Source organism: Pseudaeromonas sp. HNCC25DJ182 (assembly GCF_055413365.1).
This window is the reverse complement of record NZ_JBVAYG010000015.1, coordinates 73876-86545: the sequence shown is the minus strand read 5'-3', so window position 1 is coordinate 86545 and position 12670 is coordinate 73876. Positions and strand designations below refer to the sequence as shown.

At 53.2% G+C, this 12670-nt stretch carries 14 protein-coding genes; 11 read left to right on the top strand and 3 right to left on the bottom strand.

Annotation, left to right across the window (positions count from 1 at the left end):
- The first annotated feature begins 99 nt into the window (after window positions 1–99).
- From rpsP to rplS, 4 genes are read left to right on the top strand one after another with little or no spacing between them, the layout of a single operon-like run.
- Window positions 100–348: a 30S ribosomal protein S16 gene (gene rpsP, locus ACZYUB_RS12765; protein WP_460881369.1), complete on the top strand. Its 249-nt coding sequence runs from the start codon at window positions 100–102 to the stop codon at window positions 346–348.
- A gap of 27 nt (window positions 349–375) precedes the next feature.
- Complete coding sequence (rimM, locus tag ACZYUB_RS12760; RefSeq protein ID WP_463948417.1) at window positions 376–897, top strand: ribosome maturation factor RimM; 522 nt, start codon at window positions 376–378, stop codon at window positions 895–897.
- A 34-nt stretch (window positions 898–931) separates the two neighbouring features.
- Window positions 932–1681 carry a tRNA (guanosine(37)-N1)-methyltransferase TrmD gene (trmD, locus tag ACZYUB_RS12755; RefSeq protein WP_460881367.1) on the top strand — a complete coding sequence of 250 codons (750 nt, stop codon included), beginning with the start codon at window positions 932–934 and terminating at the stop codon, window positions 1679–1681.
- 32 nt (window positions 1682–1713) lie between these two features.
- Entirely contained in the window at window positions 1714–2061 is a 348-nt protein-coding gene (rplS, locus tag ACZYUB_RS12750) for a 50S ribosomal protein L19 (protein WP_460881366.1), read from the top strand.
- A 65-nt stretch (window positions 2062–2126) separates the two neighbouring features.
- Here the strand turns inward: rplS and ACZYUB_RS12745 are convergent, their stop codons facing one another.
- Window positions 2127–2450 carry an isoamylase early set domain-containing protein gene (locus ACZYUB_RS12745; RefSeq protein WP_460881365.1) on the bottom strand — a complete coding sequence of 108 codons (324 nt, stop codon included), beginning with the start codon at window positions 2448–2450 and terminating at the stop codon, window positions 2127–2129.
- Window positions 2451–2585: 135 nt separating this feature from the next.
- Window positions 2586–3272 carry a DNA mismatch repair endonuclease MutH gene (mutH, locus tag ACZYUB_RS12740; RefSeq protein WP_463948414.1) on the bottom strand — a complete coding sequence of 229 codons (687 nt, stop codon included), beginning with the start codon at window positions 3270–3272 and terminating at the stop codon, window positions 2586–2588.
- 691 nt (window positions 3273–3963) lie between these two features.
- Between mutH and rppH the strand changes: the two genes are divergently transcribed.
- The 6 genes from rppH (at window position 3964) to ACZYUB_RS12710 (ending at window position 10554) form a co-directional block, all read left to right on the top strand.
- Window positions 3964–4482, top strand: coding sequence for an RNA pyrophosphohydrolase (gene rppH, locus ACZYUB_RS12735; RefSeq protein ID WP_463948412.1), 519 nt, complete (start codon window positions 3964–3966; stop codon window positions 4480–4482).
- 11 nt (window positions 4483–4493) lie between these two features.
- Window positions 4494–6755: a phosphoenolpyruvate--protein phosphotransferase gene (gene ptsP, locus ACZYUB_RS12730; protein WP_463948411.1), complete on the top strand. Its 2262-nt coding sequence runs from the start codon at window positions 4494–4496 to the stop codon at window positions 6753–6755.
- A gap of 149 nt (window positions 6756–6904) precedes the next feature.
- On the top strand, window positions 6905–7699 hold the full coding sequence (gene thyA, locus ACZYUB_RS12725) for a thymidylate synthase (protein WP_463948409.1): 795 nt from the start codon (window positions 6905–6907) through the stop codon (window positions 7697–7699).
- A gap of 266 nt (window positions 7700–7965) precedes the next feature.
- On the top strand, window positions 7966–9159 hold the full coding sequence (gene nhaA / locus ACZYUB_RS12720) for a Na+/H+ antiporter NhaA (RefSeq protein ID WP_463948407.1): 1194 nt from the start codon (window positions 7966–7968) through the stop codon (window positions 9157–9159).
- A gap of 125 nt (window positions 9160–9284) precedes the next feature.
- A complete protein-coding gene (gene nhaR / locus ACZYUB_RS12715) occupies window positions 9285–10217 on the top strand; it encodes a transcriptional activator NhaR (protein ID WP_460881359.1) in 933 nt (310 codons plus the stop codon).
- A gap of 43 nt (window positions 10218–10260) precedes the next feature.
- Window positions 10261–10554, top strand: coding sequence for an ArsR/SmtB family transcription factor (locus ACZYUB_RS12710; protein ID WP_460881358.1), 294 nt, complete (start codon window positions 10261–10263; stop codon window positions 10552–10554).
- An 85-nt stretch (window positions 10555–10639) separates the two neighbouring features.
- Here ACZYUB_RS12710 and rpsT read toward each other — a convergent pair whose 3' ends face one another.
- Entirely contained in the window at window positions 10640–10900 is a 261-nt protein-coding gene (gene rpsT / locus ACZYUB_RS12705; RefSeq protein ID WP_460881357.1) for a 30S ribosomal protein S20, read from the bottom strand.
- A gap of 198 nt (window positions 10901–11098) precedes the next feature.
- Here rpsT and murJ point away from each other — a divergent pair, with 198 nt between their 5' ends.
- Entirely contained in the window at window positions 11099–12670 is a 1572-nt protein-coding gene (murJ, locus tag ACZYUB_RS12700) for a murein biosynthesis integral membrane protein MurJ (RefSeq protein WP_463948406.1), read from the top strand.

The following is a 12670-nucleotide window of genomic DNA, read 5'->3' as shown; positions in this document are numbered from 1 at the left end:
TTGCATTTGCTGCGGATGTAAGTAAAATTACGCGGCTTATTTTAAGCTGGGGTTCGTGTTTTCCACGGACCTCGTTCATTCAAAGTTAATGAGGACGATATGGTAACCATTCGTTTGCAACGTGGTGGCGCTAAGAAGCGTCCGTTTTACCAAGTAGTTGTGGCTGATGGCCGTTTCGCTCGCGATGGTCGTTTCATCGAGCGTGTTGGCTTCTTCAACCCGATGGCTTCTGGCCAAGCTGAAAAGATCAACCTGGACCTGGTTCGTATCCAACACTGGATCGGTCAAGGCGCCAATATGTCTGATCGTGTTGCCAAGCTGGTCAAAGACGCTTCCAAAGCGGCTTAATGTTCGAATTCTGGCTAAGGAGCCACGGTGGATAAGCCTGTAGTTGTTGGTCGCCTGGGCGCCGTTTACGGCATCAAAGGCTGGCTGAAGGTACACTCCTTCACCGATGATGCCGAGAGCATATTCGAATATTCCCCCTGGCTGATTCAGCAAAATGGGGAGTGGCGCGAGATCCGGATTTCTGGATGGAAACGTCACAACAATGGGTTGGTCTGCAAGCTGGAAGGTATCGACCTGCGAGAAGACGCCCAAGCCATGGCCGGAGTGGACATCGCTGTACAGCCACAAGCATTCCCTGAGTTGTTGGACGGAGAATACTACTGGAGTGACCTTATGGGTTGCCAAGTGGTGAATCTAAACGGCTATCAGATGGGCGAAGTGACTGAGTTGATGGAAACGGGCTCCAACGATGTGTTGGTAGTCAAAGCCAAATTGAATGATGCCTATGGAATGAAAGAGCGGTTAATCCCGTTTCTGGATGGGCAGGTCATCAAAAAGATTGATCTGGCTAACCGTTCCATAGAGGTCGATTGGGATCCGGATTTTTAATCGTACCCGTTGTCGGCATACATCGGAGGTTTCTATGTGGATTGGGGTGATCAGCCTCTTCCCGGATATGTTCCGAGCCATTACTGACTACGGTGTGACGGGCCGGGCCTCAAGGCAAGGCTTGCTGCAAATCAGATGCTGGAATCCTCGTGATTTCACCCACGACAAACACCACACGGTCGATGATCGACCCTATGGTGGTGGGCCTGGAATGTTGATGATGGTTCAGCCGTTGCGTGACGCAATTCAGGCAGCACGAGACGCAGCAGGTGAGGGAGTGAAAGTCATCTATCTCTCGCCACAAGGTCGGAAGCTCACCCAAGCCGGTGTAGCTGAGCTCGCCAAGTCTCAGAAGTTGATTCTGGTGGCTGGCCGATACGAAGGTATCGATGAGCGCGTGATACAGACCGATATCGATGAAGAGTGGTCTGTGGGCGATTACGTGTTAAGTGGTGGTGAATTACCTGCCATGATCCTGGTGGATGCGGTATCACGATTGGTACCGGGTGTTCTGGGGGATATGGCGAGTGCCGAGCAGGACTCCTTTACCGAAGGCTTGCTGGATCACCCGCACTACACGCGACCGGAAGTGATGGAAGGATTGACGGTTCCCGAGGTGTTACTGAGCGGTAACCACGAGAGTGTTCGCACATGGCGCCTCCAACAGGCCTTGGGTCGGACCTGGTTACGAAGACCGGAACTATTAAATAACCTAGCTCTGACTGACGAGCAAGAGAGACTTCTTGCCCAGTTTGTTCGTGAACAACGTGACGAACAGCAGTAGAGTTTTCAGTTTATCCTAGGTAGGAAGAGACAATGAGCAAGATTATTCAGCAACTCGAGCAAGAACAACTGCGTTCTGACATCCCGGCTTTTGCCCCGGGCGACACCGTACGTGTACAAGTACGTGTTAAAGAAGCTGGCAAGGAACGTCTGCAGGCTTTCGAAGGTGTCGTTATCGCCAAGCGTAACCGCGGTCTGCACTCTGCTTTCACCGTTCGTAAGATCTCCAATGGTGAAGGTGTTGAGCGTGTATTCCAGACTCACAGCCCGCTGATTGCCAGCGTTGAGCTGAAGCGTCGTGGTGTGGTTCGTCGCGCCAAGCTGTACTACCTGCGCAACTTGACTGGTAAGAAAGCGCGTATCCGCGAAAAGCTCAACTAATCTCATTAGTTGCTGTAAAGAAAAAGGCTCGCCAATGGCGGGCCTTTTTTGTTGAGTCAGTGCTGTTATTGAACCACGGACACCAGCGAATTTTCGCCACCAAATGGATTGGTGCAATAGGCTTCGGCATCCCAATCATTATCAAATGACTCGGAGCCATCGGCAGAAACCAGCCGGAAGCGGTACTGATAGCTCTCTTTTTCATTCGTGGGCAGATTCAGCGTGGCCTTGAAAATACCATTCTTGAGTTTTTTCAACTCAACCGGCTCCCATCCAGCAAACTCGCCCAGTAAAAAAACCTGCTCGGCCTCTTTCGCGGCCTCTTTTGTCACCTCAAAGGTGACCTGCACTTCCGGCTTGGTCTTGAGGAATTTTTTAGTGACAGGCATGTGATCTCCTTGAAGGTTTAATCCTGTGTCAGATAGGTGGGGATTTGGCTTCCCATGGGTATCATAAAACAAAAAATAGCCGATGTGCCGACCAGAGATCAGGAAATGGTCGAAAAATGGGCAGATGTGATCGGATTAATGCGGGGAAAAAACTTTCTGCAACAGTCGGCGAGTGAATCGGGTACGCAGATAAAAGCCGCGTGGTCGGGTCTGGATCAGCTCCCCATGTCGACCGATTGCCGGAGTCAGGGCTTGCCCATTGGCCGCTTTGGGTCTGAGTTGCAAGACTTCGCCGTGGTGGGCTGTGATGGATTCGATCTGGCCCAAGGCTATCAGCTCCATGAGCTCTTCCCAATCTTGACGCAGCAACTGCTCTTCCTCCCCATCGGGACTCCAGATGAAGGGCGTCGCGATCCGGCGTTCAGCAAGAGGGATGTGGCGGCTACCTTCCACCGGAACCCACAACACCCGTGACAGCTTGTTGCGCACATTACTCGACTCCCACCGCAACCCTGTGATCCCAATCAGGGGAGTTACGCAGACGAAGGTGCTCTCCAAGGGATTTCCATGTTCATCAATAGGCAGTGTTTTCAATTCAATACCCAATTCCGGAAAGTCTTGTTCTGGCTTGCTGCCGGCCATGGCTCCCAGTTGCCCTTCGATGAGTTGTCCAACCCAACCCTTATCGCGGCGCAGGTCGCGTGGTATGGCAATATGCTCGGCTTGGCAAAGGCTGGCAAATGACTGTCCGGCTAATTGTTCGGCGCGCAGCAATAGCTCTGCTTCACTCTGGGGGGGCGGGTGCCGAAGCTCTGTGGTCATGGGCCTTCCTCCTCTGGTTGAAAACTGCACGATTTCACTGCTACTGCGGTGAATAAGCAATAGTAAAATCATATACCCATAGGTGTATGATTAAATTGGTTTTTTAAAACTAATTCTCTCTTTTTACCCAAGTTATCCTCAGCGGGGCAGGTTATCCCGCGCTATCCGCAACTTGCTACACAATCTTATCCACAAAAATCTTGAATAACTTTGTTCCAGCCGAAGATTCGCGGGATTAGTCGGGGTGGCTTGTGAGTTAAAGCAGAAATGTCGGCAGATAAATGATGAGATCTTGGACGGTTTTTGTGGATAACAATTGATTGTTTAAAAAGGAAGCGATCTGTTTTTTACACATGGATCCCCGTGATCCTGCATAAGATCTGGAACCGCCATATAGAGAGTTAACTCAGTGTAATTATATGAAATATATGAATTTATATGGTTGTTTATCTCTGGTATGTTACTGTTCATCATAAAAATAGCTTCTTCGGTCATCAGCCTATACAGAGTTATGCAGAATGATATCCACAGAAAACGTGGGCAAGCTGTCGGAGAGATGGGCCTCTATTGTTTATAAGTTTGATGACTTGACAAAGTTATCCAGATGTTAGCAAAAATGCGTTGTTTGCTGACAAGCAGGGAATGTGAAAAAATCCCTGTCAGATAAAGATTGAACCTTGCAGGTGCTCGCGTGATTGATGGTGACGGTTTTCGTCCCAATGTAGGAATCGTGATCTGCAATCGTAATGGACAGGTTTTATGGGCCAGACGTTTCGGTCAACACTCCTGGCAGTTTCCACAAGGTGGCGTGGATGATGGTGAAACACCAGAACAGGCCATGTTTCGGGAGTTGTACGAGGAGATCGGACTCAGACCTGAGGATGTCACCATCCTGGCTACCAGTCGTAACTGGTTGAAATACCGGTTACCCAAGCGCCTGATCCGTTGGGATAGCTCGCCTGTTTGTATCGGGCAGAAGCAGAAGTGGTTTTTACTGCGGTTAGATGAATGCAGAGAATCTGCCATTCAGTTCGGTTGTCATGGTCAGCCGGAGTTTGATGATTGGCGCTGGGTTAGTTATTGGTACCCGGTGCGGCAAGTCGTTTCCTTTAAACGGGAAGTATATCGGCGGGTCATGAAAGAGTTTGCCCCCATAGCCATGCCGTTCCTGCCTAAAAAAGAGAATCGGCGTAATACCAAAGGACGATAGGAGGAGAGTCGGTGCTGACGACACTGCGGCAAATCGTAGAGGGAGTGACCCAGGCGCCATCATTGCATGATGCAATGAATGTTCTGGTGCGTCAGACCCGCTCTGCCATGCAGGTGGATTGTTGCACCGTCTATCTGGCCGAATCCCAGCGTCGCCGTTACCGCCTAGTGGCGACTGATGGTCTGGCACCGGAAGCTGTGGGTAAGGTGACCTTGCCCTATGATGAGGGGCTCGTTGGCTTGGTCGGGCGACGAGAAGAGTTGCTCAACTTGGCGGATGCGGCTTCCCACCCCAATTTCAAATATCTCCCCGAAGTCGCCGAAGATGATTTCAACTCCTTCCTCGGAGTGCCGATCATGCAGCAGCGCCAGGTTCTGGGTGTCCTGGTGGTGCAGCAGGCCGATTCCCGGCAATTTGACGAGAGTGATGAGTCGTTTCTTGTGACCTTGGCGGCACAGCTGGCGGCTCGCATCCTGCATGCCGAAATGAAAGGGATGTTACACGCTGATCAGCAATGGCGGCGTAGCCTGAAGGGGGTTGCCGCGTCCTCCGGGGTTGCCATTGCCCGGGCCTGGGTCTGGCGTCCCAAGATGGAGCTGGAGCATGTGGCTCCCAAGCAGAGTGATGATCCGGAATTGCAGCTGGAGTTGTTTAACCAAGCGGTACTGCAGGTCCAGCTGGATTTGGATGCCACGGCGTTGCGATTCCGCGAGTCGGTCAGTCAGGACTCGATGGCCATCTTCGAGATCTATCAGCACCTATTGACGGATCCCGCCTTTATTCAGCAGATCGAGGCCGAGATCGTCCGCGAAAAATGGAGTGCTGCCTCGGCCGTGCGTCGGGTCAGTGAACGGTTTATCCAGCAATTTCAGGCCATGTCCGACAGCTACTTGCGGGAGCGGGCGGTCGATGTCCGCGATGTGGCGCAACGTCTGCTCAGTCACTTGGCCCATAGCCAAATCGATGAGTTCGATTTTGACGAGCCCGTAGTCCTGCTGGCGGAAGAGGTCACGGCTTCCCTGTTGGCGGAAGTACCTCGCGAGCGCCTGGCGGCCATGATTTCTTTACGCGGGGCTGTCAACTCCCATGCGGCAATCCTGGCGCGCGCCATGGGAATTCCCGCAGTTATGGGCCTCGAGTTGCCGTTGGCAGGATTAGAGCAACGCTTGCTGGTGGTCGATGGTAACCGTGGCGAGCTGTTGGTCGAACCCACGCAATCGGTACTCGATGAGTATCGTCAACTGATCCGCCAGGCTAAGGCCATGGACGATCGGCTGGGTGCGGAAAGTCATTTGCCATCGGAGACTCTCGACGGCGCTCGCATCTCGGTGTTGCTGAATGCGGGATTGAATCTGGAATCGGAAAGTGCGATGCGGGATATGGCTGATGGCATCGGACTGTATCGCACCGAGATCCCCTTCATGTTGCATGACAGCTTTCCCTCTGAACAGGAGCAGACTCTGCGTTATCGGGAAGTGCTGGCTAATTTTTCCGGTCGTCCGGTCTGCATGCGGACCCTGGATATCGGCGGCGACAAGCCTCTGCCCTATTTTCCGATTGTGGAAGACAACCCGTTTCTGGGTTGGCGCGGTATCCGTCTGACCCTGGATCATCCGGAATTGTTTCTGGCTCAGCTCAAAGCCATGCTGCGTGCTAGCGAGTCCCACGATAATCTCTCCATCATGCTGCCCATGGTGGGGTCATTATCCGAAGTTCAGGCGGCGCGTCGTTTGTTGGACCAGGCGTGGCTGGAGGTTTCGGAAGAGCTGGGTCGCAAGGGCAGCAGTGTGCGTTATCCAATGCTCGGCGCCATGATCGAGGTGCCATCGATTCTGTATATCTTGCCGGAACTGGCGCCCTACGTGGACTTCTGGTCGGTGGGAACCAATGATCTGACGCAATATCTGTTGGCGGTTGATCGGAACAACAGTCGAGTGGCCGGACTGTATGATGCGTTCCATCCGGCTGTGATGCGGGTTTTGCAGCAGATTGTGGGAACTGCCAATGGTCATGGCAAGACGGTCTCCATCTGTGGCGAACTGGCGGGCGATCCGCTGGGGGTACTGATCCTGATGGCGATGGGCTATCGCACCTTCAGTATGAATTTGAACAACATAGCGCGGGTCAAATACCTCATCCGCCGCGTCAAGCTAGCCGATCTCTATCCCTTGCTCGAGATGGGGCTGCATCAGGGTAGTTCGGCGGCGCTCAAGGGATTGTTTACCGGATATCTGGAACAACTCGGCTTGCACGATTTACTGCCGCCGAAGTGAGTTCAACACCACCACGCTAAAACTTTACGTTAGAATACCCGGCTTAGATCCCGCACTGTTCGGAACTATGGTGCGGCTATCTGCCATTTGCTCCGCGCGTGCCGGGGTGACAGGGGTCCACGGTAAGCAACCGGGTTGGAGAAGAGATCATGAAAAATTATTTGGCATTGATGCAGCAGATCCTGGATCAGGGGACACCGAAAGGGGATCGGACCGGCACTGGCACCCTGTCGTTGTTCGGCCATCAGATGCGTTTCAATCTGCAAGAGGGATTTCCTCTGGTGACGACCAAGAAATGCCACCTCAAATCCATCGTGCATGAATTGCTGTGGTTTCTGCAGGGCGAAACCAATATTCGTTATCTGAAAGAACACGGTGTCTCGATTTGGGATGAGTGGGCGGATGAGCAGGGTGAGTTGGGGCCTGTGTATGGGTATCAATGGCGCTCCTGGCCCAAAGCCGATGGCGGCCATATCGATCAAATCCAACGCGTTGTGGACGACTTGAAACAGAATCCGAATTCCCGTCGTATCATTGTTTCAGCCTGGAATGTCGCCGATCTGGATCAGATGGCGCTGGCTCCCTGCCATGCGTTTTTCCAGTTCTACGTGGCGGATGGTAAGTTGTCTTGCCAGCTATACCAGCGCAGTTGCGATGTGTTTTTAGGGTTGCCGTTCAACATTGCCAGCTATGCCTTGTTGACCCACATGCTGGCGCAGCAGTGCGATTTACAAGTCGGGGATTTCGTCTGGACCGGTGGTGATGTGCATCTGTACAACAATCATCTGGAACAGGCGCAGTTGCAATTGAGCCGGGAACCTCGCCCATTACCGAAGTTAATCATCACGCGGAAACCGGATTCTATTTTTGATTACCGGTTCGAAGATTTTCAAGTCGTAGATTATGACCCCTATCCTGGCATCAAGGCTCCGGTCGCTATCTGACTATCTAATAAAACGGGCTGCGAGGTGCGGCCCGTTTTTTTGGACGCTAACCAATGGCGGGGCTGCGCTCCTATGACTTGCAGCCAGCTGATAGGCTCTTGCTGGATTGCACTAAGTCATAGCAGGGGTGTTTTTTCGTTATACGGGCTAAATGATCGGTAATCCCGAGCAATTGTCCCGTAATAAGTGATTTTTATATGTTCGGGAACCGGCATAGACTGTTGGTAAGTATTCTTTTTGACCACTAGGTTTGTAGGGTTGGCATCATGACCAATGCAATCAAAAAATTTCTTCATCTGGAGTCGGCCAGCGGGATCATTTTGATTCTCGCTGCACTCTTGGCTCTACTCCTGGCGAATTCACCCTTGGCTCACTATTACCAGACGTTTCTGGATATCGACGTCCAGATCCGCATCGGCGCGCTGGATCTACATAAACCGCTGTTGTTGTGGATCAACGATGGGCTAATGGCCATTTTCTTTCTGTTGATTGGTCTGGAAGTGAAGCGGGAGATGATCGACGGTGCACTGTCGAGCCGGGAGCAAGCTATCTTCCCGGCGATTGCCGCTATGGGCGGTATGCTGGCTCCTGCGTTGATTTATCTGCTCTTCAATCATGGCAACCCGGAAACTCACAGCGGTTGGGCGATCCCGGCGGCAACCGATATTGCCTTTGCGCTCGGCGTGATGGCTCTGCTCGGCAAGCGGGTGCCTACCAGTCTGAAGGTGTTCTTATTAGCCCTGGCAATCATCGATGATCTGGGCGTTATTCTGATTATTGCGTTGTTCTATACCTCGCAGTTGAACCTGATGGCGTTGGCTATTGCTGCTGTGGCGGTGGGCATCCTGTTTTGGATGAATCGTCGTGGTGTGGACCGTTTGTCCTGGTACCTGCTGGTAGGGACCCTGTTGTGGGTTGCGGTGTTGAAGTCCGGGGTGCATGCCACGCTGGCCGGGGTGATCGTCGGTTTCATGATCCCGAACCAGGGCCGCCGTTATGTATCGCCTCTCAAGCATCTGGAACATAGATTACACCCCTGGTCCTCTTATCTGATCCTGCCGCTGTTCGCGTTTGCCAACGCCGGGATCTCGTTGGCGGGAGTCAGTCTGGCGAGTCTGGCCACTCCAGTGCCGCTGGGGATCATGCTCGGCTTGTTTGTGGGTAAACCGCTGGGGATTTCGTTGATCAGCTGGTTGGCGATCAAGACCGGGCTGGCCCGCCTGCCGAAAGGCATCGGCATGCGACACATCTTGGCTGTGAGCGTGTTGTGCGGGATTGGTTTTACCATGTCGATATTTATTTCGTCGCTGGCATTTCATGGTGGCGCGGCCGATTACTCGACCCTGTCCCGCCTGGGGATCCTCAGTGGTTCGACCATGGCGGCCGTTCTTGGCTATATCGTCTTGCGGTTATCTCTCTCTTCCGCTGGTTTAGCCAAGGTTCAGGCAGCTCAAGGGTGAATCGTAGTAGGCTGATCCCAGTCGGGGTCAGCCTCGTGACGGCACCGGATCGTGAGAAAGAAACACAGGATGTAATGTTGGTCTCTGCTCATCAATGATCGTTTTTTAACCCTCAAAGGCAGCTTATGTCCCATCTGAATTACAACCACCTCTACTACTTCTGGATGACCCAAAAGAAAGGCTCGGTTACCGCGGCAGCCGATGCTCTGTTTCTGACGCCCCAAACCGTGACCGGGCAGATCCGTTTGCTGGAGCAACGCCTAGGCGGGCGCTTGTTCAAGCGTAAGGGGCGCCAGTTGGAGGCCAGTGAATTGGGGCAACTCATTTTCCAGTATGCGGACAAGATGTTTTCGCTTTCCTACGAAATGCTGGATATCGTCAATTATCGCAAAGAGAACCAGTTGCTGTTTGATGTCGGCATCGCGGATGCGCTCTCCAAGCGTCTGGCCAGTCGGGTGCTCTTGTCGGCAATCCCCACCGATGGTTCCATCCATCTGCGGTGTTTCGAATCGACCCATGAATTACTCCTCGAGCAGTTGAGTGAGCACAAGCTGGATATGATCCTGTCGGATTGCCCGGTCGATTCGGCCCAGCAGGGCGGACTGTTATCGAAGAAGTTAGGGGAGTGCGGGGTGAGCTTCTTTTGCAAGGCCCCCATGCCAGCTTCGCCATTTCCCGCTTGTCTGAATGAACGCAAACTCCTGATCCCGGGGCGCCGCACTGCCATGGGGCGTCAGCTGACACGCTGGTTCGAGGAGAAGGGATTGTCGCCACAGATCCTCGGCGAATTTGATGATGCGGCTTTGATGAAGGCGTTTGGCTTCTTCAACCAGGGGATTTTTGTCGCACCATCTATCTATCAAAGCGAAATTCTGGAAGGGGAAGAGGTCGAGTTGGTTGGTCAGACTCAGGATTTGAAAGAAGAGTACTATGTGATTTTCGCCGAGCGCATGATCCAGCATCCTGCGGTCAAGATGATCTGTGAAAGTGACTTCTCATCCTTGTTCAGTGGTGAGGAAGATATCTCACGCTTTAACCCTGCACCCTTGTCGATCTAGCTGCTATTATGCGCCGATGACGGGGTCCGCGCAGGATGGATGCATGCAGATTGAAGAGATGCAAACCCAGGCCAGTAAGGCGGTGGGATTATTAAAGGCCTTGGCCAACGAGAATCGGTTGTTAATTCTGTGCCATCTACAGGAGCGCGAGCTTTCGGTTGGCGAGATCAATGACTCTTTGGGATTGAGTCAATCCGCGCTCTCCCAGCATCTGGCCATTCTGCGTCGAGATGGCCTAGTGACGACGCGCAAAGCTGCGCAAACCGTCTTTTATTCACTCAAGAGTGAGGAGGTCCGGGCCGTAATTTCAGTCCTGCATGGCCTCTATTGTCGCTGATCTCGTTTAGCTAGATCGTTTGACGTTGAAAAGGGATAAAAAAAACCGGCGCAAGCCGGTTTCTTTTTTCATCGCATATCGCGTCTTACAGTGCCTTGATTTGGGCAGCCAGACGAGACTTGTGACGAGCAGCCTTATTCTTGCTGATCAGGCCCTTAGTGGCCATACGGTCCAGAATAGGCTGAGCAGCTTCGAAAGCGGCTTGTGCGATAGCCTTGTCACCGGCGGCGATAGCAGCAACTACTTTTTTAACGTAGGTGCGGGTCATAGAGCGACGGCTGGCATTGTGCTTGCGGGCTTTTTCTGCCTGAATCGCGCGCTTCTTAGCAGATTTGATGTTAGCCAAGGTAAAACTCCTAAAACTGTCTTAGCGAGTATGCTGAAAAGGCCCAGAAATATGCCTTCTCAACCTGAGAATGTCAAATGGTTTGTGCAAATAACCACCGCAACCCTGTGGCATGTAGCATACGGGGTGGCAGGTCGTTAAACTGTCGGCCGATTTTAGCAGCTTTCACCGCGCAGTCACGGTTTTTGAGGAGTTATAGTGAGCAAGAAGCTGATCCGCTCCGGATTGTTAGTCTCAGGTGCGACCCTTGCGTCGCGGATCCTCGGTCTGGTCCGGGATATTGTCATCGCCAACCTGTTGGGGGCCGGTGCCGCGGCGGATGTATTTTTCTTTGCCAACCGTATTCCTAATTACCTGCGTCGACTCTTCGCCGATGGGGCCTTCAATCAGGCCTTCGTCCCTGTGATGACCGAATACAAGGCCAAGGGTGACAAACAGGCGGTGCGGGAGCTGCTGGCGGCAACCATGGGCACGCTGGGTACCATCATCTCGGTGGTGACGATCCTGGGGGTGCTCGGCTCGACTGTGCTCTCGGCGCTATTTGGCTGGGGCTGGTTTATGGACTGGTGGCATGGCGGGCCGAATGCCGAGAAGTTCGAGTTGGCCAGCCTGCTGCTGAAAATCACCTTTCCCTATCTGTGGTTTGTGACTTTCACCGCGATGTCCGGGGCTGTGCTCAACACCTTCGGTCGCTTCGGTGTCTCTTCGTTCACGCCGACTTTCCTGAATATTGTGCTGATCATTGTCGCTCTGTGGGGCGCGCCGCAGATGGCCGAGCCGGAAATAGGTCTGGCCATCGGGATTTTTATCGGTGGCCTGGTGCAGTTGCTATACCAGATCCCTTACCTGATGAAGATGCAGATGCTGGTATGGCCCAAATGGGGTTGGCATCATCCGGGGGTGGTGAAGATCCGTACCCTGATGATTCCGGCCTTGTTTGGTGTCTCGGTCAGTCAGATTAATCTGATGATCAACACCATGCTGGCCTCGTTTCTGGCTACCGGTGCTATCAGCTACCTCTATTATTCCGATCGGCTGCTGGAGTTTCCGCTGGGGATGTTCGCGGTGGCCATCAGTACCGTGATCCTGCCTGCGCTCTCCAAAGGCCATGTCGATCAGGATCCCCAGCGCTTTTCGCAAACCATGGATTGGGGGGTGCGCATGGTGCTGTTTCTGGGCTTGCCGGCCATGGGCGGCATCATGGTGTTGCGGGAGCCCATCTTGCGGGTGCTGTTTATGCGCGGTGAATTCGGCCCCCATGAGGTGATGATGTCCGGTGCCAGTCTGTTGGCATCGACCTCCGGCTTGTTGTCATTGATGCTGGCCCGGGTGTTGGCTCCCGGGTTTCATGCCCGCCAGGATACCAAGACCCCGGTGCGCTACGGCATTCACTCCATGATCGCCAACATGATCTTCAACTTCATCTTTATCTTCCTGACGCCACTGGGCTATGTCGGTCTGGCGTTATCCACCGCCCTGTCGGGAACCGTCAATGCCATCTCGCTGTTCCAGGGGCTTTACCGTCGTCATGTCTATCGGCCGGGGCGTAGTACCCTGTTTTTCATGTTGCGCTTGAGTGTGGCTACGGCAGCCATGTATCTATTGCTCTGGTGGCTGAGCCCAACCCTGGAGGTCTGGGTTAAGTGGTCCATGTGGCGCTCTGGACTGGAGCTGTGCAAGATGGTGGTTATCGGTGGCCTGTGCTATCTGCTGACGGCTGGCGTGTTGGGGATCCGTCCTCGTGACCTGAAAACGGTCAACGAGGGCTGA